This window comes from Streptomyces sp. EDA2-14, assembly GCF_054963755.1.
The window spans coordinates 184352-205094 of record NZ_JBUEGE010000001.1 but is presented as its reverse complement, the minus strand read 5'-3'; the positions used below and the strand labels follow the sequence as shown (position 1 = coordinate 205094).

The 20743-nt window shown below is 69.6% G+C and carries 17 protein-coding genes and 2 tRNA genes; 10 read left to right on the top strand and 9 right to left on the bottom strand.

What is annotated here, in order from left to right:
• Nucleotides 1-2: 2 nt before the first annotated feature.
• The 3 genes from ACY34M_RS00915 to ACY34M_RS00905 form a co-directional block, all read right to left on the bottom strand.
• Complete coding sequence (locus ACY34M_RS00915; protein ID WP_462719095.1) at nt 3-1082, bottom strand: LLM class flavin-dependent oxidoreductase; 1080 nt, start codon at nt 1080-1082, stop codon at nt 3-5.
• Between the two features lie 125 nt (nt 1083-1207).
• Nucleotides 1208-1939 carry a maleate cis-trans isomerase family protein gene (locus ACY34M_RS00910; RefSeq protein ID WP_462719094.1) on the bottom strand — a complete coding sequence of 244 codons (732 nt, stop codon included), beginning with the start codon at nt 1937-1939 and terminating at the stop codon, nt 1208-1210.
• 3 nt (nt 1940-1942) lie between these two features.
• Nucleotides 1943-2770, bottom strand: coding sequence for a maleate cis-trans isomerase family protein (locus ACY34M_RS00905; protein WP_462719093.1), 828 nt, complete (start codon nt 2768-2770; stop codon nt 1943-1945).
• Nucleotides 2771-3116: 346 nt separating this feature from the next.
• Between ACY34M_RS00905 and ACY34M_RS00900 the strand changes: the two genes are divergently transcribed.
• The 6 genes from ACY34M_RS00900 to ACY34M_RS00875 all read left to right on the top strand — a co-directional run bounded on the left by ACY34M_RS00900 (nt 3117) and on the right by ACY34M_RS00875 (nt 8697).
• A complete protein-coding gene (locus tag ACY34M_RS00900; RefSeq protein WP_462719092.1) occupies nt 3117-4523 on the top strand; it encodes an amidase in 1407 nt (468 codons plus the stop codon).
• Nucleotides 4524-4631: 108 nt separating this feature from the next.
• Entirely contained in the window at nt 4632-5564 is a 933-nt protein-coding gene (gene ehuB, locus ACY34M_RS00895) for an ectoine/hydroxyectoine ABC transporter substrate-binding protein EhuB (protein WP_462719091.1), read from the top strand.
• A complete protein-coding gene (ehuC, locus tag ACY34M_RS00890; protein ID WP_462719090.1) occupies nt 5561-6304 on the top strand; it encodes an ectoine/hydroxyectoine ABC transporter permease subunit EhuC in 744 nt (247 codons plus the stop codon). The genes ehuB and ehuC overlap by 4 nt, the downstream gene beginning before the upstream one ends.
• A complete protein-coding gene (ehuD, locus tag ACY34M_RS00885; protein ID WP_462719089.1) occupies nt 6301-6948 on the top strand; it encodes an ectoine/hydroxyectoine ABC transporter permease subunit EhuD in 648 nt (215 codons plus the stop codon). The genes ehuC and ehuD overlap by 4 nt, the downstream gene beginning before the upstream one ends.
• Complete coding sequence (ehuA, locus tag ACY34M_RS00880; protein WP_462719088.1) at nt 6938-7753, top strand: ectoine/hydroxyectoine ABC transporter ATP-binding protein EhuA; 816 nt, start codon at nt 6938-6940, stop codon at nt 7751-7753. The genes ehuD and ehuA overlap by 11 nt, the downstream gene beginning before the upstream one ends.
• Nucleotides 7754-7926: 173 nt before the next feature.
• Complete coding sequence (locus ACY34M_RS00875) at nt 7927-8697, top strand: IclR family transcriptional regulator (RefSeq protein WP_462719087.1); 771 nt, start codon at nt 7927-7929, stop codon at nt 8695-8697.
• A gap of 75 nt (nt 8698-8772) precedes the next feature.
• Here ACY34M_RS00875 and ACY34M_RS00870 read toward each other — a convergent pair.
• From ACY34M_RS00870 to ACY34M_RS00850, 5 genes are all read right to left on the bottom strand, one after another.
• Nucleotides 8773-8846 (bottom strand) — tRNA-Lys (locus tag ACY34M_RS00870).
• 28 nt (nt 8847-8874) lie between these two features.
• Nucleotides 8875-10566 carry an AMP-binding protein gene (locus tag ACY34M_RS00865; RefSeq protein ID WP_462719086.1) on the bottom strand — a complete coding sequence of 564 codons (1692 nt, stop codon included), beginning with the start codon at nt 10564-10566 and terminating at the stop codon, nt 8875-8877.
• A gap of 81 nt (nt 10567-10647) precedes the next feature.
• Nucleotides 10648-11259 (bottom strand): lytic polysaccharide monooxygenase auxiliary activity family 9 protein, encoded by a 612-nt coding sequence (locus tag ACY34M_RS00860; RefSeq protein ID WP_462719085.1) that lies wholly within the window; start codon nt 11257-11259, stop codon nt 10648-10650.
• Nucleotides 11260-11425: 166 nt separating this feature from the next.
• On the bottom strand, nt 11426-12544 hold the full coding sequence (locus ACY34M_RS00855; protein WP_462719084.1) for an SPFH domain-containing protein: 1119 nt from the start codon (nt 12542-12544) through the stop codon (nt 11426-11428).
• A gap of 20 nt (nt 12545-12564) precedes the next feature.
• A complete protein-coding gene (locus tag ACY34M_RS00850; RefSeq protein WP_462719083.1) occupies nt 12565-13908 on the bottom strand; it encodes a peptidoglycan-binding protein in 1344 nt (447 codons plus the stop codon).
• Nucleotides 13909-14106: 198 nt separating this feature from the next.
• Between ACY34M_RS00850 and ACY34M_RS00845 the strand changes: the two genes are divergently transcribed.
• The 3 genes from ACY34M_RS00845 to glxA all read left to right on the top strand — a co-directional run bounded on the left by ACY34M_RS00845 (nt 14107) and on the right by glxA (nt 18558).
• Nucleotides 14107-14180 (top strand) — tRNA-Lys (locus ACY34M_RS00845).
• 467 nt (nt 14181-14647) lie between these two features.
• Nucleotides 14648-16624, top strand: a complete 1977-nt coding sequence (locus tag ACY34M_RS00840) for a glycosyltransferase family 2 protein (RefSeq protein ID WP_462719082.1) — start codon at nt 14648-14650, stop codon at nt 16622-16624.
• Nucleotides 16621-18558: a radical copper oxidase GlxA gene (gene glxA, locus ACY34M_RS00835; protein ID WP_462719081.1), complete on the top strand. Its 1938-nt coding sequence runs from the start codon at nt 16621-16623 to the stop codon at nt 18556-18558. The genes ACY34M_RS00840 and glxA overlap by 4 nt, the downstream gene beginning before the upstream one ends.
• Before the next feature lie 88 nt (nt 18559-18646).
• Here the strand turns inward: glxA and ACY34M_RS00830 are convergent, their stop codons facing one another.
• Nucleotides 18647-19642 carry a glycoside hydrolase family 6 protein gene (locus tag ACY34M_RS00830; RefSeq protein WP_462719080.1) on the bottom strand — a complete coding sequence of 332 codons (996 nt, stop codon included), beginning with the start codon at nt 19640-19642 and terminating at the stop codon, nt 18647-18649.
• Nucleotides 19643-19815: 173 nt separating this feature from the next.
• Between ACY34M_RS00830 and ACY34M_RS00825 the strand changes: the two genes are divergently transcribed.
• Entirely contained in the window at nt 19816-20553 is a 738-nt protein-coding gene (locus ACY34M_RS00825) for a GAF and ANTAR domain-containing protein (RefSeq protein WP_462719079.1), read from the top strand.
• Nucleotides 20554-20743 lie beyond the last annotated feature (190 nt).

The window sequence follows — 20743 nt, the reverse complement described above, 5'->3', positions numbered from 1 at the left end:
CTTCAGGAGCGCGGCAAACCGTAGGCGTCGGCGATGAGTTCGTAGGAACGCAGTCGTACGTCGCCGCCGTGGGCGTTGGCCGTGAGCATCAACTCGTCGGCGCCCGTGCGCTTTTGCAGGTCGTCGAGGCCCGAGCGGACCTCGTCGGGGGTGCCGTGGATGACGTTGGAGTTCCAGGAGTCGACGAAGTCCCGCTCCATCTCGTTGAACTGGTACGCCTCCGCCTCCTCCGGCGTCGGGACCAGGCCGGGACGGCCGGTGCGCAGGCGCACCATGTTGAGTGCGGCGGCGAGCACCTGGCGGCGGGCCTCGGTGCCGTCGTCGTCGGTCGCGAGGGCCGAGACGCCGATGAGGGCGTAGGGCTCGGAGAGGATCTCCGACGGGCGGAAGTTCTCCCGGTACAGGTCGAGCGCCGGGAGGGTGTTCTGCGCCGAGAAGTGGTGCGCGAAGGCGAACGGGAGACCGAGGGTCGCGGCAAGCCGGGCGCTGAAGCCGGAGGAGCCGAGGAGCCAGACCGGCGGGCGGTTCGGGTCCTGCACGCCGCCGGGGGACGTGGCCTGGACGGGGCCGGGGACGGCGTGGATCCGGGAGTACGGGTGGCCGTCCGGGAAGTCGTCGTCGAGGAAGCGCGTCAGCTCGATCAGCTGCTGCGGGAAGTCGTCGGCGCCCTCGTTCAGACGGTCCGTGCGGCGCAGGGCCGCGGCGGTCGCGCCGTCCGTGCCGGGGGCGCGGCCGAGGCCGAGGTCGACGCGGCCGGGGGCCATCGCTTCGAGGGTGCCGAACTGTTCGGCGATCACGAGCGGGGCGTGGTTCGGGAGCATGACGCCGCCGGAGCCGAGGCGGATGCGGTCCGTGTGGGCGGCCAGGTGGGCCAGGATCACGGCGGGGCTGCTGGAGGCGACGCCCGGCATGGAGTGGTGCTCGGCCACCCAGTAGCGGTGGTAGCCGCGGGCTTCCGCCAGGCGGGCGATGTCGACGCCGGTGCGGAGGGCTTGGCTGGCCGTGCGGCCGGCGCCCACCGTGACCAGGTCCAGGACGGAGAGGGGGGTGGGGGCGGTCCCGAGGGCTGCGCCGCGGATCACTGGTCCTCCTGCGTACGGTACGGCTGTGTGTGACTGGACCCCGCCATAACGGAGGCCCACTCCGCTTTATTCCCGGCACCGCGCCGGAAGCCCCCGTCCCCTCTGCGCGGCCCCGTGCGCCGCTCTCAGACCTGGACCACCGGTTCCTTGGTGAAGAGGGCGCCCAGGGAGGGCGCGTTCACGCGGCGGTCGACCAGGCGGAGGGCCTCCCAGACCGTGACCTGGTTCGCCGTGAGGACCGGCTTGCCGAGATCGGACTCCAGGTCGCGGACGTACGCCGCCGTGTGCAGGGCCGTGTCCGGCAGCAGCACCGCGTCCGCGTCGGGGTGGTCGCCCGCGCGGGCCATGGCGCGCACCTCGTCCCAGCCCCACGTGCCCACCTCGGCCGCCGTGATGATCCCGCTGCCACGGACGGCCAGGACCTCCGCCCCGGCCGCCTTGAGGAACGTACCGAAGTGGTCCGCGACGTCCTCCGGATAGGTCGCGGCGACCGCGACCCGCCGCGCCCCCACCTCCCGCAACGCGTGCGCGAAGGCGAAGGACGTACTGGAGGCGGGCAGCCCCGCCGCCATCGCGAGCCCGCGGACCTGCTCGTGCGCACCGTCCCAGCCGAAGACGAAGCTCCCGGACGTGCATGCCCAGACCACCGCCTCCGCGCCGGAGAGCCGCAGCTCCTCGACCCCTGCGGCCAGGCGGTCCTGCCCGCCCATCTTCAGCAGCGCGTCGACACGGTGCGCGTCCTCCCCGATGTCGGTGTGCACGACGGACAGGCGTACATCGCTGTCGATCAGCATCTCGATGCGCGGGTAGTCGTCCTCAGCGGAGTGTCCGGGGTAGAGAAATCCCAGTGACGTCATGCCCTATGCCCACCCTTCCTGTTCCCTCGGCCGTTCCCGGGGCAGCTCTTTCGGCACCTCCGGAAGCCCCGGAAGTTCCGGCGGGGGCCACACCCGCGCCGCCGGATCGAGCAGCGCCTGGTAGGGCCCCACGGCACGCGTACCCATCCGGGCGAGGGCTGCCCACATGGTGACCTGATTGGCCGAGATCACCGGGATCCGCAGCTCCGCCTCCAGCTGCGGGATGATGTCGTACGTCGGCAGGTTGGTGCAGCTGATGAAGAGCGCGTCGGCCCCGGAGCGCCCCGCCTCCCTGGCCATCGTCGCCACGTCCCGGTAGGGCACCTTCCAGATGTGGCTGGTCAGACCGAGATAGGAGCGCCCGGTGACCATGAAGCCCGCCTCCGCCAGGTACTCCTCGAGGGATTCGGTGACCGAGCGCGTATAGGGCGTGACGAGGGCGACACGGCGCGCGCCCAGTTCGGCGAGCGCCTGGACGAGGGCGCCGGACGTGGTCAGCGCGGGCAGCTCCCCGGCCCGCTGCATCGCCGCGCTGAGCGCCCGCTCCCCCGCGACGCCGCCGACGAAGCTGCCGGAGGCGCAGGCGTACGCGAGGACTTCCGGTTCGGCGGCGCCGAGCGCCCGGACGGCCTCACCGAGCGTCTCGTGCTCGCTGACCAGGCGCGCGAGATCGAGCCCGACGTCGACGGGCACGAAGGGGGTGCGGGTGAGGTGGAGGGAGACATGGTCGGGAACCCAGCGCCACAGTTCACGGTCGAGGGCGAAGTCGAACGGGGCGACGACGCCCACGCCGCACTGTGGTGTCGGTCCCCCCAGGAAAGAGACGTCCATGAGCAGGCCCCAAGTTCAGCTGACTGATCATTGCCGGTGTGATTCTTGAGCCGGCGAACCGCCGGGACGTCGGGACAGCGACACAGCGCGAAACAAGGTGCAGGAACCCAGTTGAGTACCTCTGTTGTCGACGGTAGGTTCCGGTGCCTGCGGGGTCAATCCACACATGTCGGCAGGTGCCGACGATCTTTCCGGTGTTCATGAAATGGCCGACCGTTCCCGACTTCTCGCGTCCAGGAAAGCGGATCTTCATTGCCGGACGGTTTCCCCGCGATGTCCGTGCCTGACGAGGTGAACCCGGGTAGATGCTCGGCAACATGTCGCGATCTCTGGTGGTGGAGGGCGGATGACCAGCGAGCTCATCGGACTGACCGCGCAGGACCTCGTCGAGGGATATCGCAAGGGGGAGTTCAGCCCCGTCGACGCGACCCGCGCGGTGCTCGCCAGGATCGAGGAGACCGAGCCGACGCTGAACGCGTTCGTGCGGGTCGACGCGGAGGGGGCGCTCGGAAGCGCACAGGAGAGCGCGCGGCGGTGGCGCGCGGGCGAGCCCGCGGGTCCGGTCGACGGGGTGCCGGTGTCCGTGAAAGACATCCTGCTGCAGAAGGGGGCACCCACGCTGCGCGGCTCGAAGACCGTGTCGGAGCAGGGCCCGTGGGGCGAGGACTCGCCTTCGGTGGCCCGGCTGCGCGAGCACGGCGCGGTCCTCGTCGGGAAGACGACGACGCCGGAGTTCGGCTGGAAGGGCGTGACCGACTCGCCGCTGTCGGGCGTCACCCGCAATCCGTACGACACCTCGCGCACGGCGGGCGGCTCCAGCGGCGGGAGTGCGGCGGCGGTCGCCGTGGGGGCAGGGCCGCTGTCGCTGGGCACGGACGGCGGCGGTTCGGTACGCATACCCGCCGCCTTCTGCGGGCTCTTCGGCCTCAAGCCGACGTACGGGCGGGTGCCGCTGTACCCGGCGTCCGCGTTCGGGACGCTGTCGCACGTGGGCCCGCTGGCCCGCACGGCGGCCGACGCGGCACTGATGATGGACGTGATCTCGGGCCCCGACCCGCGGGACTGGTCGGCCTCGGGCCCGCCGTCCGGCGGCTTCCGGGACGCGCTGCACGGCGGGGTGCGCGGGCTTCGGGTCGCGTACTCGCCGACGCTGGGCGGGCAGGTGGCGGTGCGGCCCGGCGTCGCCTCGGCCGTGCGCGCGGCGGTGACGCGGCTCGCCGGACTCGGCGCGTACGTCGAGGAGGTGGACCCGGACTTCACGGATCCGGTTGAAGCCTTCCACACCCTGTGGTTCAGCGGGGCGGCGCGCGTGGTGCAGCACCTCCCGGCGTCCCGGCGGCAGTTGCTCGATCCGGGCCTGCGGGACATCTGCACGCGGGGCGCGCGCTACAGCGCACTCGACTATCTGGCGGCGGTCGACGCGCGCATGGAGCTCGGGCGGCGCATGGGCGTCTTCCACTCGACGTACGACCTGCTGGTGACGCCGACGGTGCCGATCACCGCGTTCGAGGCGGGGGTCGAGGTGCCGCGCGGCTCCGGCCTGCGCCGATGGACGGGCTGGACCCCGTTCACCTACCCCTTCAACCTGACCCAGCAGCCCGCGGCCTCCGTGCCGGTCGGGCTCGACGGGGACGGTCTTCCGGTCGGTCTCCAGCTCGTGGCCGCACGGCACAGGGACGATCTCGTGCTCCGCGTCGCGCACACGCTGTACGAGTCCGAGGTCGCGCGGCAGATGAATCCCAACACCGCGTAGATCCAATGAAGTTAGGACATTGCCGGATTGCATTGAATTCAGGTCTCGGCTTTATCAAGGGCTGAAAACGATGGGCATATCTCCGGGGGCTTCGGGTATTGGCGCGCCATGGCTCCACCACTTGGTAACAATGAGGGATTCATCGCCAGACCAGTCCGCCGCCGCTCCCTGCTCTACGGTGCGGGAGCGGCGGCACTGGGTGTGTTCGGCGCCGCGGCCTGTACCCGCGTGCCGGAGGAGGGGAAGGTCGAGGGCGGGGATCTGCTGGAACGCCTGCGCGACGCGGGCGAGGTCAAGATCGGTGTGGCGGGGGAGGTCCCGTACGGATACATCGACGAGAACGGCGAGGTCACCGGAGAGGCCCCGGCGATCGCCAAAGTGATATTTCCGCGCCTCGGCGTGGCCAAGGTGAAAGCGGTGCCGACACAGTTCAGTGCGCTGATTCCCGGGCTGACCCAGGCGCAGCAGTTCGACGTGGTGTCGGCGGGGATGTACATCAATCCGGACCGCTGCGCTCAGGTGCTGTTCTCGGATCCGGACTATCTGATGCCGGATTCCTTCATCGTGCGCAAAGGAAACCCGCACGGCATCAAGACGTACAAGGAAATCGCGGACAAGAAGCTGAAGTTCGCGACGGGCACGGCCTACGCGGAGATCGAGTACGCCAAGGCCTACGGCATCAAGGACATGCTGATCCTGCCCGACCAGGTGGCCGGTCTGGACGCCGTGCGCCAGGGCAGGGTCGACGCCTTCGCCGGTACGGCCGTCACGGTCCGTACGGTGATCAAGGGCGCGAAGGGGGTCGAGGGCGTCGCGCCCTTCCAGCCCATCGTCGACGGCAAGCCGGCCTACGGAGCGGGCGGATTCGCGTTCCGGAGGTCGGAGAAGAACCTGCGCGACGCGTTCAACAAGGAGCTGCACAAGCTCAAGGACAGCGGTGAACTCCTGCGCATCATGGCGCCCTTCGGTTTCACGAAGAAGGAGATGACCGACCTCACGGTCGAGAAACTCTGTCCCCCTGTCGAGGGAGCCGCCTCATGATGTCCGCGAAGTTCTTCGAGAACTGGTTCCTGCCGGGCATCTGGATCACGCTCGAGGTCACGGTTCTCAGCGCGATCATCGCATTCGTCATCGCGTTCGTCATCGGTGTGCTGCGCACGTCCAATGTGTGGTTCGTGCGCTTCCTGTCCGGGGCGTACTTCGAGATCTTCCGCAGCACGTCGTCGCTGGTCTTCATGTTCTGGATCGCGTTCACCGTACCGATGCTGTTCCGGATCCAGTTCGAGCCGATGTTCGCGGGCATCCTGGCGCTCAGCATCACCTACGGCGCCTACGGTTCGGAGATCGTGCGCGGCGCACTCGCCGCGGTGCCGCCCGCCCAGCGCGAGGCCGGCATCGCCCTCAACTTCACGCGCACCCAGCGCCTGCGCCGCATCGAACTCCCGCAGGCCTGGCCGGAGATGATCCCGCCGTTCAACAACCTGCTGATCGAGCTGCTCAAGGGAACCTCGCTGGTCTCCCTGATCGCGGTGGCCGACATGACGTTCGCGGGCAACCTCCAGCGACTCGTCACCAGCGACAGCGCGCCGATCTACACGCTGCTGCTCGTCCTGTACTTCGTGTTCGCCTTCATCTTCACGCGCCTCATGCGGCTGCTTGAGCGGCACGCCAAGAGCCGTATCGGCCAGGCGCCCGCGCAGGGCGGTCTGCGCGTGATCCTCGGCGGGATGCGCTCCAAGTCGACGATCGACGCCGTCACCGGTGCCGGAGGTGCCAAGTGAACTGGGACTGGTCCAACGTCGCGGACTTCATGCCGCAGTTCTGGGACGGCCTGCTCGTCACGCTCCAGGCGCTCTTCTGGGGCGTGATCATCGCCTTCGCGCTCGGTCTCGTGTGGGCGATCCTGCAGCGCTCGGAGACGAAGTGGATCCGCTGGCCGGTGACGGCGGTCACCGAGTTCATCCGGAACACCCCGCTCCTTGTGCAGCTGTTCTTCCTCTTCTACGTCGTTCCCTCCATGGGCATCTCGATGTCCCCGCTGGTCACCGGCATCGTCGGGCTCGGCCTGCACTACTCGACGTACACGTCCGAGGTCTACCGGGCCGGTATCGAGGGTGTGCCCGTCGGCCAGTGGGAGGCGGCCACGGCGCTGAGCCTGCCCAAGGGCCGCACCTGGCGCGCGGTGATCCTGCCGCAGGCCGTGCGCAGGGTGATCCCCGCGCTCGGCAACTACGTGATCGTCATGCTGAAGGAATCGCCGCAGATCATGGCGATCGGCGCGCTGGACATGCTGGGCGAGGCCCAGGGCTTCAGCCAGACCACCTTCACCTACGAGGCCATCAGCATCGTCGGTATCGCGTTCATCGTCATCGCCTACCCGGCTTCTCTTCTTCTGCGAGTTTTGGAGCGTCGTCTTGTCCGCTGACAGCAGCACTTCCCAGGAAATTCCCAATCCTGCCGTCGACGGCAGCGAGCTCATCCGCTTCGACAAGGTCACGAAGCGGTTCGGCAGCAACACCGTCCTGGACGACCTGGACTTCTCCGTCGACTCCGGCAAGCACGTCACGCTGATCGGCCCGTCCGGCTCCGGCAAGACCACGATCCTGCGCCTGCTGATGACGCTGATGAAGCCCGACGAGGGCACCATCAAGGTCGGTGGCGAGTACCTCACGCACGAGCAGAAGGACGGCAAGCTCGTCCCGGCCGGCGAGAAGCACATCCGTGAGATCCGCAAGAACATCGGGATGGTCTTCCAGCAGTTCAACCTCTTCCCGAACATGAACGTGCTGCGCAACATCACCGAGGCACCGGTGAACGTGCTCGGCCTGTCCAAGGACGAGGCCGAGGAGCGGGCCCGCGAGCTGCTCGACATGGTCGGCCTCGGCGACCGCTGCGACGCGTACCCGACGCAGCTCTCCGGCGGCCAGCAGCAGCGGGTGGCGATCGCCCGCGCGCTGGCGATGCGGCCGCAGGTGCTGCTGCTCGACGAGGTCACGTCGGCGCTCGACCCGGAGCTGGTGGCCGGCGTGCTCGACGTACTGCGGGACATCGCGCACAGCACGGACATCACCATGCTCTGCGTCACGCACGAGATGAACTTCGCGCGCGACATCTCGGACCAGGTCCTGATGTTCGACTCGGGGCGCATCATCGAGTCCGGATCGCCGGAGAAGATCTTCAGCGAGCCGGAGCACCAGCGCACCCAGGAGTTCCTCAGCGCCGTGCTGTGACCAGCCGCTCACCGAGTGGTGCATGACTTTGGCATATGCCACGGTGGCGCGTTCCAGCTGAGAGGCATGGAACGCGCCACCAATCTCCCCAACCACCGCCCGCAATCGGGGTGTTGGCGGCTATCGTGGACGCAGCCCAGCTGTCCGAAACGGTTCCATGCAGGGGGATAACCGTGGCGCTGAAGCACGAGCACGGTGCGTCGCCGCACCAGCCGCACGATTCGGTGCAGCACGCGTTGCGCGTGCTGGAGACCGTCGCCCACCGGGGCGTCGGCGTCACCGACACGGAGCTGGCGCGCATCACCGGTTTGCCCACCGATCCGCTGACGACTCTGCTGCGCATGCTGCGCCGCGAGGGGTACGTACGGCAGAACACCGACGGCGCGTATGTCACCGGCGAGACGCTGACCAGCCTCGGCGCCGCCGAGGGCCGCGCCGCCGCCCTCACCGACAAGCTCCAGATCACCCTCGACCGGCTGCGCGACGACGTGGGCGCGGCGGTCTACATGAGCCGCTACGTCGACGGGGAGATCCGGGTCACACAGATGGCGACGGGGCCGGAGACACCCGCGGTCAACGAGTGGGTGGACTTCCGCGTCTCGGCGCACGCCAGCGCCATCGGCAAGAGCCTCCTCGGCCAGCTCGACATGAACGGGCGGCGGGATCACCTCTCCCGCCACAAGATGGCCCGGCTCACCTCGCGCACCATCACCAACGAGAAGGTGCTGCTGTCCCACCTCGCGGCGCAGCCGGCGACGGTGCCGGTGCTCGATCTTCAGGAGTACGCGGTGGGCACGGTGTGCGCCGCCGTTCCCATCACGGCGGGCGCGTCGGTGGGGTGCCTGGCGCTCTCCCTTCCGGTCGAGCATGCGCACCGCCTGCACGACGCGGCGGAGCAGCTCAACAAGGAGGCGGCGCCGGTCCTGCTGTCCTTGGCGATCTGAGGGTTCACCCGGCGACGGGGCTCCACAACCAACGACGAAGGCCCCCGCCGTGGCGGGGGCCTTCGTGTGCTTCTGTGCGCCATCAGGGACTCGAACCCCGGACACGCGGATTAAGAGTCCGCTGCTCTAACCAACTGAGCTAATGGCGCCGGTTGACGAGGTAAATACTACCTGGCCTCAGGGGGTGCTCCTGACCACCGGTGGGGCGGGTGCGATCAGAGGGTCGCGGCCGTGGTCCCGGTAGGCCGTCGTGAGGGTCTCGTGGTCCTTGGAGGTCAGGGGGCGGTAGGCGGGGGTGCCCGGCGGGCGCCACCAGAGGGTGCCGCCGCTCCAGAAGCCCTCGCGGCGCAGCTCCCCGCGGCGGACCTTGTTCGTCGCGGTCACCGGCATCCGTTCCACCACCCGGACGAACCGGGGCGCCATCTTCGTACCGAGGTCGGACTGGGCGAGGAGGAAGGCGTCGAAGCGGGCCGGGTCGAAGGCGAGGCCCTCGCGGAGCGCCACCGTCGCCATCACCTGGTCGCCCGCCACCGGGTCCGGCACCCCGTACACCGCGACGGCCGCCGCGTCCGCCCAGCGGGCCAGGATGTTCTCGATCATGGCGGGGGCGAGGTTCTCGCTGTCGACGCGGATCTTGTCGTCACCGCGCCCGGCGAAGTAGAGGAACCCGTCGGCGTCCCGGTAGAAGTGGTCGCCGGTCCAGTACCAGCCGTGCTCGCGGACGCGCTCGGCGTACGCGGCGTCGTTGCGCCAGTACCCCTCGAAGGGCGAGCGCCCCCGGTTGACCAGCTCGCCTATGGCGTCCGCGCCGTTGAGGAGGCGGCCGCCCTCGCCGAAGAGCGCGGGCGGGCACTCGTTCTTCGTCTCCGGGTCGAGGACCGCGAGGTCGCTGCCGGGGGCCGCCCGGCCGATCGCCCCCGCCGGGGTGTCGGCCGTGCGCTGCACCGCGGCGCCGCCCTCCGAGGACCCGTACCCCTCGACGAGCCGCACCCCGAACCGCTCCTCGAACCGTGCCGCGTCCACGGCCCCCGCCTCCGTGCCGAAGCCGACCCGGAGGGGGTTGTCGCGGTCGTCCGGCCGTTCGTCGGTGGCCAGGATGTACTGGACCGCGCGGCCCACGTACGTGAAGTACGTGGCACCGAACTTCCGTACGTCGCCCAGGAACTGCGACGCCGAGAAGCGGCGGCGCAGCGCGACCCCGGCGCCCGCCGCCACGGCCGGCGCCCAGTCCGCGATGACCGCGTTGCCGTGGAAGAGCGGCATGCAGATGTAGTGCACGTCGTCGGGGCGCACGCCGAAGCTGTCGACCAGGGACTGCCCAGCCGCGGCAAGCCGCCCCTGCGTGCACAGCGCCGCCTTCGGGGCGCCGGTGGAACCGGACGTGAAGTAGAGCAGCATGCGGGTGCCGGGCCCCACCCGGCCGGCGACCTCGGGCCCCGCGCCCGCGTACGGCGCGAGCAGCTCCTCGTACGCACCCGTGTCGGTCACCAGGATCCGTACGCCCGGCAGGTCGAGGCCGTCGAGCAGCGGGAGGTGGGCCCGCTCGGTGACCAGGACGCGGCATTCGGTGTGGGTGATGTCGCGGGCGAGCTCGGCGCCGCGCCGGGTCGGGTTGAGGCCCGCGACGGCGCAGCCGGAGAGGGCGGCCGCGCCCAGCCACTGGGGGAACTCGGGGATGTTGTCGAGGAGCAGGCCGATGTGGGGCTGCGCGGCCCGCGGCAGCAGTTCACCGAGGAGCGCCGCGCGGGCCGCCGCTCCGGCCGCGACCTGGTGGTGGCTGAGCAGCTGATCCTCGTACGCGAGTCCGGGCCTGTGGTCGTCCCACCGGGCCTGGACGAGTTCCGCGAAGGTGCGCGTCATGGATCCCATGGCCGCGCACCATAATTGACGCAGCGTCAGATGTGGAGACCCCGGTGCGCCGTGGGACGGGGCACCGGGGCGGCCTTCGGCTCAGAAGGTGACGTCAGAGCACGCGTAGAAGGCGTTGGCCGTGTCCGCGACCGTCCACACCGCGAGGATCACGTGGTGGCCCGACTTGCCGGAGGGCAGCGTGCCGGAGTGCGAGAGCGTCGCCGGCGGCTGACCGCTGTAGGGGACCGTGAGGAACGGCGCGGTCTGCAGGGCCGACCGGGTCAGCGGCTTGCTCTGGTCCCAGCCGTCCTTGGTGATGTAGTAGCGGAAGTCCGTGGTGGAGTGCCGCGCGGTGAACTGCCAGCGGAAGGTCTGGCTCTGACCGCCCGTCACCTTCGTGGTGGGCCAGGCGTTGCCGTTCGGCTGCTTGGGCTGGTCGAGCGCGCTGAAGTTGCCGTGCCCGGCCGAGCAGATCTTGCCGTCGGCGGGGCCGGCCGCCGGGAAGCCCTTGAGGCCCTCGACGCTCTGCGGCTCCCACTGGATGTCGCCGCAGCCGCTGACACCGCCGCCCGCACAGAGCTTCTGCCTGCTGATGGGCAGGTCGGTGTAGCCGTGGCCGCTGGCGCCGCCCGCGGAGAGCGCGAACGCCCCCGCGGTCGTCAGTCCGAGCAGGGCCGCGTACGCCTTCGTACGCTTCGAGGTCTTTCGCATGCTGCCGCTCCTGGGGGTGTCGTGGTGCCGGAAGCCGTGCGCACAGCGATTGTTCAGGTCTAGACCAACCAATAATCTAGAACCGGGAGTTGAGCATGTCCAGACCAATCGCAATTCCCGGCACCGGCCCTCGGCCACCCGCGGAGCGCCCCGGGGCGGCCCCCCGCTACTCCCCTCGTCCGGTGTAGAAGGCCACCGTCAGATCCTTCACGAGCAACTTGCGCTCGTAGTCGTCGAGATCCACGAGCCCCCGCGCCGTCAGCCGCGTCACGGTGTCCTCCACCGAGTCCACGACCGAGGTGAGGACGGTGTCGCGGTGCCGCGCGTCGAGCGCCGCGATCCGGCGCCGCCGCATCGCCGCGGCCACCTCCGGCTCGTACTCGATGCGGGTGGGCTGCGCGGAGAACACCTCGATGCCGACCGCCCCGGCGTCCTCGGCGATCCGCCGGGTGAGCAGGTCGCCGAGGGCCTCCGCGTTGCGCAGCACCGGCGCGTCCCGGTCGCCGACCTCGGCGGGCAGCCGGGACAGCACCCGCGCGAGACCCGTCTCCACGCATGCGCGCAGATACGCCTCGTGGTCCTCGATCCCCTGCGTCGCCCGCGCCGTGTCCGTGATCCGCCAGGCCACGAGTACGACGACGCGCAGCGCCTCGCCATTGGTGTCGACCGCGGGCAACGGCTCGCTGCGCCAGTGCCGCAGCCGCAGGTCGACCCGGCGGCGCAGGACCAGCGGGTTCAGCCACAGCAGCCCCGCCCTGCGCACGCTCCCCCGGTAGCGGCCGAAGCGCGTGAGCACCCAGGCCCCGCCGGTGCGCCCGCGCGCGAGCCCGCCGACGCCGAACAGGGCGAGCGCGCCGGACCCGGCGAGCGCCGCCCACTGCGCGGGCCCGAACCCGGCGCCCGCGTACCCGTCGAGGCCCGCGAGGTCCGTCAGGATCCGGGGCAGCGCCCCCGCCCAGCCGATCGTGGCCGCCGCCCCGGCCGCGCCCACGGCCCCGCCGGCCAGCCCGAAGACGCCGGGCAGCACCCGCCCGGCACGCTCCGCGAGTTCGGGGTCGACGGACGGCGCGGGGCGGGGCGGGGTGACGGCCACGGCGGGCCGGTTCGTCGTGCGTGGGGCCGTCGCGCCCCGGCGCTCGATCTGGGCCTTGGTGACCACGGCCGGTCGCAGCGGCACCGCCACCGGGTCCGGGTCGTCACGGAAGAGGAGGTGGACCGGGATCTCGGTGGTGGACTCGTTGCGGATGAGCCGCGCGGCGCGCGTCCCTCCGTCGGTTTCGCTCATGGAACCCTCCGCGTTGCGCGTCATGAGAACAGCCGCCGCCAGGTCTCGGGGCCGGGGTAGCCGTCGGCCGCCTTGCCCCGCCAGCCCTGGGCGCGCTGGAAGGCTTCGACGTTGCGCCGGTCCGCCTCGCTCCAGCGCGGTCCCGGGCCCGTCAGGTAGAACTTGCCGAACCCTTTCTTCACGAGCTGCTTGCCGAGCTTCGTGACGTCGGAGTTCTCCGCGCCGGGCCGGAACCTCGCCTTGCCGGGGAAGGCCTCCCCGGACCGCTCGGCACCCGCGCTGCCCCCGCCGGAGATGCTCCTGCCCTGGCCCGACGACAGATACGACCAGGTCGTGGGCCCCGGAATGCCGTCGGCGGCCTTGCCGCGCCAGCCCTGCGCGCGCTGGAACGCGCTCGTCGCCCTGCGGTCGGCATCGCTCCACTTCGGCCCCGGACCCACCCGGTAGTACCGCTTGCCGCCCCGCTCGACGAGCATCTTTCCGAGCCGCGTCACATACGCGTTGTTCTTGCCGGGACCGAAGTACTTGGCTCCGGGGAACTTCGTCGCCGACGGACTCGACCCCGCGCTGCCGCCCGTGACGCCCTTGTACCGCAGCGCGATGTAGCTGTTCGCGTGGCTCCAGTAGGCGTACGGGGTGGCCTGCACCCGTGTGCCGGGCTTGGTCTGCTCGTACGCGATGTACTGCGTGCGGGACGCGTTCGCCCAGCCGCCGAAGATCGTGACGTGCGAGCCCTTCTCCGGGTCGGCCGGGTTGTGGAAGAGCAGGATGTCGCCGGGCTGCAGCTGCGCCTTGGCGATCCGGGTGCCGTACTGGGCGAGGCTCCCGGTCCACTCGTTGCCCGACAGGCCCCACGCCATGGAGACGAAGCCGGAGCAGTCCTGGCGGTAGCCGTCCTTCCAGTACTTGTCCATGTTGTACGGGACCTTGGCCGCGATCCACGTCTTGGCGCGCTCGATGATCGCGGCCCGCGAGGTCTTGCGCAGCGCCGCGGTGCGGGCGAGCGACACGGACGACTGGGAGCCGGCGGCCGGGGCGGGCGAACCGTGCAGCGGGCCCGTGCCGCCCTGCGGGGTCGTGCTGCCCTCTTCGTCGTCCGGGGCCGGGGTGAGTGGTCTGACCTCGTGGTGTTCGGCCGCGGCCGACGGGGTGGTCTGGAGGCCGCCGATGACGGTGCCCGCGGCGGCGGCCAGGACCAGGGCGTGCCGCGCGCCGACCTTGGTCCGCACCGGGTGCGGCACGGCGCGCCGCCACTCGGCGCAGCCCGCGCAGTCGCAGTCGTCGGCGGGGTCGACGTCCTCGAAGACCGGGACGCGGGTCAGCTCCGCCGCGTCCCCGTGATCATTGCGCTCCGTGCGCTCCATGCGATTCCCCTCACACTCCGGTGCCGGACGTTGGAATATCGAGCCTCGATTTCGCACGCACGAAGCGTCTCAACTAACCCGACAAATCGCATGTTGACGGTCTAAATGATGGAAATCCACAGAAATCACCCATCCCACCGGCGTGTCGAGTGGTCAGGAGCACCCCGGAGGGTCGGGTAAAGTTATGCGGGTCGACAGGCGCCATTAGCTCAGTTGGTTAGAGCAGCGGACTCTTAATCCGCGTGTCCGGGGTTCGAGTCCCTGATGGCGCACCTCGCACGAAGGCCCCCCGCGGTAGCGGGGGGCCTTCGTCGTTGCCTTGGAGCCCTTGCGGCGATCGAGCCCCGGGAGCGCAACCACGGCGCGGCGCAAGTGTGGATCAAGGCCGGTAAACACCTTGTTTCGCGCCGTATCGGTCTTGCGATCATGAACCGGGTCACAGCACTCTGTCATGGAGCCATTGGCTCCCAAGATGCTTACGGTACAAGGCAGTTGAAGTGGGCTCCGTGTCATGCCGGGCCCGAGCCGGTTGCCGAGCGCGCGGGGAGGGGGCCCCGCCCATGAACCGATGTCGAGGGGGGCATCATGCAACCGGAAGGCCGCCGTACCAGTCTTATGTATGTAGGTAAGGGTGGGACGGTGGCCCGCCAGTGATACGTCCGGGGAGACGGTCGAGGGGAACCCGTCGTCCGGGCGCAAGACCGACGACCACGCGGTGACGCGTGCGGGGGGATGACTCATGACGTCGACGCCGACGGGCGCCCGACCGGAATTCGACCCGTCCGAGACGACCCAGTTGCGCGTGCCACCGCACCGCACGGGCGGATTCCGGCGCATCAGGAAATCGTTGCCACGGTACGACTACGAGCACTACAGCCGGCTCGCCGGACCGCTGACCCAGCCGGATCCGAACAAGCCGTACAAGGTGCGCTACCGCTCACTGCTCTCACAGGAACCGCACAGGATCAGAGCCGCGCTCATGCTGGGCGCGGCCCCGCTGCTCTCCCTGGTGCTGCTGTTCTGGCTGATGCAGCCCGAGCACTGGACCGAACGGGACTATCCGGCCTACGACTTCCTGCCGGCGCTCGACATAGTGATGCTCGTGGCGATCGGGCTCATCGAGTTCTTCCGCTGCATGAACGTGCTGTCGAACGCGCACGCGACCCTGGTCGCCCGCGACCCGATCCCGGTGGTCCCGGAGACCGGCACGCGCGTCGCGTTCCTCACCTCGTTCGTGCCCGGCAAGGAACCGCTCGAGATGGTGACGAAGACCCTGGAGGCGGCGGTCAAGCTGCGCCACCGGGGTCTTCTGCACGTCTGGCTGCTCGACGAGGGCGACGACCCCGCCGTCAAGGAGGTCTGCGCGCGCCTCGGCGTGCACCACTTCTCCCGCAAGGGAGTTGAGAAGTGGAACCAGCCGAAGGGCCCGCACCGCGCCAAGACCAAGCACGGCAACTACAACGCCTGGCTGGACGCGCACGGCGACGAGTACGACTTCTTCGCCTCCGTCGACACCGACCACGTGCCGCTGCCGAACTACCTGGAGCGGATGCTCGGCTTCTTCCGCGACCCGAACGTCGGGTTCGTGATCGGCCCGCAGGTCTACGGCAACTACGACAACTTCGTCACCAAGGCCGCCGAGTCCCAGCAGTTCCTCTTCCACGCGCTGATCCAGCGCGCCGGAAACCGCTACGGCTCCCCCATGTTCGTCGGCACGTCCAACGCGGTGCGCATCAAGGCGCTCCAGCAGATCGGCGGCCTGTACGACTCCATCACGGAGGACATGGCGACCGGCTTCGAGATCCACCGGCACCGCAACCCCGCCACCGGCAAGAAATGGCGCTCCGTGTACACCCCGGACGTGCTGGCCGTCGGCGAGGGCCCGAGCGCCTGGACGGACTTCTTCACGCAGCAGATGCGCTGGTCGCGCGGTACGTACGAGACGATCCTCAAGCAGTACTGGAAGGGCTTCTTCACGCTCCCGCCGAGCAAGCTCTTCAACTACACGATGATGATCATCTTCTATCCGATGGCGGCCATGAACTGGATTCTGGCGGCGCTGAGTTGTGCGCTGTTCCTGGGTCTCGGCGCCTCGGGTGTGAACATCGACCCGACGGTCTGGCTGATGCTGTACGGCAACGCGTCGGCGCTCCAGATCGGCCTGTACATCTGGAACCGCCGGCACAACGTCTCGCCGCACGAGCCCGAGGGCTCCGGCGGTGTGGCCGGCATGGTGATGTCCGCGCTGTCGGCGCCACTGTACGCGAAGGCGCTGTTCGACTCCGTACTGCGCCGCAAGAGCAAGTTCGTGGTGACCCCCAAGGGCGACTCGGCCAGCCCCGACCGCTGGTTCGGGACCTTCCGCTACCACTGGTACTTCATCCTCATCTTCGCCGCGTCCATCACCGCGGGCTTCGTCTATGGTCACTCCCACCCGGCGATGATCACCTGGGCCACGTTCGCCCTGCTGATCACGGCGGCCCCGATGTTCGCGTGGCGCTACATGCTCCGCCAGGAGAAGAAGAAGCCGAAGCCGGCCGAGGAGCCCGCGCGGCAGGAGCAGCCGGAGCGGGCGGCGCCCCAGCGGGCGCACACCGTGCCGCAGCAGAAGCCGAGTTGGGCCGCGCAGCCGCGCGCCGGGGGTGACGGCGGCAGCGGGGGCGACGGGGGCAACGAAGAGACCATGCAGATTTCCCTGGGGGGACGTAACAAGTGAAAGACGGTGCGAGCCGCCGCCGTGCCCGGCGCATAGTCATCGGCACGGTGGTGGTCCTGGCGCTGGCCGGGATGAACGGACCCTGGCTGTACCGCTTCGGATCGGCCAAGTACCACGAGTACAAGATCAACAGACCGGAGTACAAGGCCGAGAACGGGCACTGGGACGTCATCGACTTCCCTCAGGACATGCGCCTCAACACGATTCACGCGGCGCTGCTCCACACCGGAAAGATCCTGCTGGTCGCCGGCTCGGGGAACAATCAGAAGAACTTCGACGCGAAGAAGTTCGACACCCGGCTCTACGACCCGGTGAAGAAGACCATCAAGAAGATTCCCACGCCGAGTGACCTGTTCTGCACGGGACATACGCAGCTGGCGAACGGGAATCTGCTGATCGCGGGCGGCACCAAGCGCTACGAGAAACTCAAGGGCGACGTCACCAAGGCCGGCGGCCTGATGATCGTGCACAACGAGGACCCGGACGCGCCCAAGACCATCAAGGCGGGCACGGTCTTCTCCGGCAAGGAGAACGGGAAGTCGTTCGTCGCCAAGGACAACATCACGGTCGAGCGCGCCAAGAAGGTCTTCGACAAGGCGACCGGCCGGTTCCTGCGCAATGAGCCCGGCCTCGGCCGGGTGTACGTCGAGGCGCAGAAGTCCGGCGCCAAGTACGAGACCGGCACCCAGGACAACTACCGGGTGCAGGGCCTGACCGGCCAGGACGCCCGCAATGTGTACGGCATCGCGCAGAAACTCGCCCTGGACAAGAAGGACTTCCAGGGAATCAGGGACAGTTTCGAGTTCGATCCGGTCGCCGAGAAGTACATCAAGGTCGACCCGATGAACGAGGCGCGCTGGTACCCGACGCTGACCACGCTCTCCGACGGCAAGGTCCTCTCCGTGTCCGGGCTCGACGAGATCGGGCAGCTGGTGCCGGGCAAGAACGAGGTCTACGACCCGAAGACGAAGAAGTGGACGTACCTGAAGGACGTCCGCCAGTTCCCGACGTATCCCGCGCTGTTCCAGATGGAGAACGGGAAGATCTTCTACTCGGGCGCCAATGCCGGATACGGCCCCGACAACGTCGGCCGCAAGCCCGGTGTCTGGGACCTGACGACCAACAAGTTCCAGAAGATTCCCGGCCTTTCGGATCCCGACATGCTGGAGACGGCCAATACCGTCGAACTGCCGCCCGCACAGAACCAGAAGTACATGGTGATCGGCGGCGGTGGCGTCGGCGAGTCCAAGCTGTCCAGCACGAAGTCCCGGATCGTCGACCTGAAGGACCGCAGTCCGCGGTTCGTGGACGGGCCGAAGCTCGACAAGGGGACGCGGTACCCGCAGGCCTCGATCCTGCCCGACGACTCGGTCCTGGTCTCCGGCGGCTCCGAGGACTACCGCGGGCGCGGCGACTCCAACATCCTCGAGGCCCGGATCTACGACACGGAGAAGAACACGTACCAGCGGGTCGCCGACCCGAACGTGGGGCGCAACTACCACTCGGGCTCGCTGCTCCTGCCCGACGGCCGCGTGCTGTTCTTCGGCTCGGACTCGCTCTACGCCGACAAGGCCAACACCAAGCCCGGCACGTTCGAGCAGCGCATCGAGATGTACACGCCGCCTTACCTGTACCGGGACTCCAGGCCGTCCCTGGAGGGCGGGCAGCAGACGATCCGGCGCGGCGGCTCGGCCACGTACAAGACCGAGCACGCCTCGTCGATCAAGACGGCCCGGCTGATCCGGCCGAGCGCCTCCACGCACGTGACGGACGTGGATCAGACGTCCATCGCGCTCGACCTCAAGAAGGCGGACGGTTCGGTGACGGTGACCGTGCCGAAGAGCCGCTCGCTGGTGGAGTCGGGCTGGTACATGCTGTTCGTCACCGACGACCAGGGGACGCCCAGCAAGGCGCAGTGGGTGCGGGTGCCTTAGGCCGACCGGCGCGGGGCGGAGCTGGTCGTCGGTGACGACTCGGGGCTCCGCCCCGGACCCCGCTGCTCAATCGCCGCAGGGGCTTGATTTACCCACCCGCCAGCTTCAGCGCGTACTCGCCCCACCACTCGCCGGCCTTCGGACCGCCCTTGCAGGTGCCGTCCGACTCGCCCGGCCGCTTGACCCACAGATAGGCCTTCACCTGCGGATCGCCGGTCTTGGTGGTCGGCTTCTCGCCGAGGGCCCGGCCCGGCGGGTTGCACCAGCGCTCGTCCGCGGCGCCGCCCGTGTACGGCCCGTTGCCGTTGCGGCTCGTGTCGACCACGAACGGCTTGTTGCCGATCTTCGCCGACAGCTCCTTGCCGTACTTCACCGACTCCTCGGTGGAGTAGAAGTTCGACACGTTCACCGAGAATCCGTCGGCCTGCTCGACGCCGGACCACTTCAGCGGCTCGTAGATCTGGTCCGGCTTGCCCCAGCCCGCGTTGCCCGCGTCGAGGTAGACCTTCGTGTCCTTCAACGACTTGAGCTTCTCGATGGCGCCCTTGAGCAGGTCGTAGCGCTCCTCGTGGAACTCCTCCGGCGTGCAGTTGTCCACCATGTGCTGCACCGCGTCGGGCTCCAGGATCACCGTCGCGGGCCGGTCCCCGATGCCCGCGGCGACCTGGTCGATGAACTGCCGGTACGCGTTGCCGTCCGCCGCGCCGCCGCCCGAGTACTGGCCGCAGTCGCGGTGCGGGATGTTGTAGACGACCAGCAGCGCGTCGCGGTCCGCCTTCTGGGCGGCCTCGGTGAAGCCGCGCGCCTGGTCCTCCGCGTTCTCCGGCAGAAGCCATTCGCCGCTGGGCTGCTCGGCGATCCTGCGGACCTTCGCGGCGTCCTCGTCCTTGCCGTCCTTCGCGAGGGTCGCCGCGGCCTTCGCCGCCTTGCTGTCGGGATTGACCCAGAACGGGTCCGCGCCCTTGGGCTGCTGCCGCACAGGAGACTGCGCGTCGTTCCCCTCGTCGCCCCCACCGCCTGAGGAGCACGACGAAGCCGCCGCCACGAGCAGAGCCGCCCCCACGACCGCTGCCCCAGCCCTCATTTTCCGGTACATCCACTCCCCCTTGGGTGCACTGCCTGGCTTTCAATCGTGGCACACGCCCCTGTCGTGCCACGAGCTCCGGTCCTGCTTGTCAAAGACCTGTTACAGCGTGCGCGGCACGGGTAGACGGCGGCCAGGAACACTCTGATACGCGGGGTGAAAGGGGGCGTCCCTTGTCCAGTGGGACACCTGAACTGCGCCTGGCCACAGCCCTGTTGGAGTACTTCGACACCATTCGTGACAGCTTCGACCCACCCCGCTATCTGTGCCGGCTGACCGACCACTGCGTGGAACTGCTCGGCGCCCTGGGCGCGGGCGTGCTCCTCGCCCGCCCGTACTTCCCGGCACCGGCCAGCCAGAGCGGCGAAAAGGCCGATTTCATCCAGGAGTTGGTGGCCTCGGACGGTCCCGTGAGTCCGGCGCGCGAAGCCCTGCGGACCGGACGGGCGGTGGCCCCCGTGGACCTGGCCGCCTCGACGACCGCCTCACGCTGGCCCGCGTTCACGACGATCGCCCGGCGCCGCGGGATCGCCACCGCGTACGCGGTGCCGCTGCGGCGGGCCGACGACATGGTGGGGGCGCTCGCCGTCTTCCGGGCCGCGCCGCCCTCGCCCAACGAGGTGGCGATCGCCCAGACCCTCGCGGACGCGGCGACCCTCGGGCTGCACAACCACCGTGCGCACGCCCGGTACCAGGAGCTGACCGAGCAGTTGCGCGGTGCGCTCGCCAGCCGGGTGCGGATCGAGCAGGCGAAGGGAATACTCGCCGAGCGCTGGGAGACCGCGCCGGGCACCGCGTTCACGGAGCTGCGCAAGTACGCGCGCGCCCACCGGCTGCCGCTCGACGACGTCGCGTCGGCGGTGATCCGCGGCACCCTGCCCAACGTCCTGGCGCGCCCCGACTCGGCGTGAACCGTCGGCCACGCTCTGTGCTGGACCGGCAAACAGTTCTAGAGTCGGGGTGAGTGGCCCCAGCCCTTGGCCTGTCCGAACCACCGGACGCACGAAGCCTCCCGCGCCGAGGCCGGGCAACTCCCGCAGCCCCGCCCGCGCGGTCGAGGACCAGTCCGGCCGGCGGCTCCGGGGGGAGCGGGCTGCCGGC

Coding starts and splice junctions, on each gene's coding strand:
- ACY34M_RS00860 (WP_462719085.1), bottom strand. CDS start 11,259: ATGCGAAAGACCTCGAAGCGTACGAAGGCGTACGCGGCCCTGCTCGGA.
- ACY34M_RS00850 (WP_462719083.1), bottom strand. CDS start 13,908: ATGGAGCGCACGGAGCGCAATGATCACGGGGACGCGGCGGAGCTGACC.
- ACY34M_RS00910 (WP_462719094.1), bottom strand. CDS start 1,939: ATGACGTCACTGGGATTTCTCTACCCCGGACACTCCGCTGAGGACGAC.
- ACY34M_RS00865 (WP_462719086.1), bottom strand. CDS start 10,566: ATGGGATCCATGACGCGCACCTTCGCGGAACTCGTCCAGGCCCGGTGG.
- ACY34M_RS00855 (WP_462719084.1), bottom strand. CDS start 12,544: ATGAGCGAAACCGACGGAGGGACGCGCGCCGCGCGGCTCATCCGCAAC.
- ACY34M_RS00830 (WP_462719080.1), bottom strand. CDS start 19,642: ATGAGGGCTGGGGCAGCGGTCGTGGGGGCGGCTCTGCTCGTGGCGGCG.
- ACY34M_RS00840 (WP_462719082.1), top strand. CDS start 14,648: ATGACGTCGACGCCGACGGGCGCCCGACCGGAATTCGACCCGTCCGAG.
- ehuB (WP_462719091.1), top strand. CDS start 4,632: ATGGCTCCACCACTTGGTAACAATGAGGGATTCATCGCCAGACCAGTC.
- ACY34M_RS00905 (WP_462719093.1), bottom strand. CDS start 2,770: ATGGACGTCTCTTTCCTGGGGGGACCGACACCACAGTGCGGCGTGGGC.
- ACY34M_RS00900 (WP_462719092.1), top strand. CDS start 3,117: ATGACCAGCGAGCTCATCGGACTGACCGCGCAGGACCTCGTCGAGGGA.
- ehuC (WP_462719090.1), top strand. CDS start 5,561: ATGATGTCCGCGAAGTTCTTCGAGAACTGGTTCCTGCCGGGCATCTGG.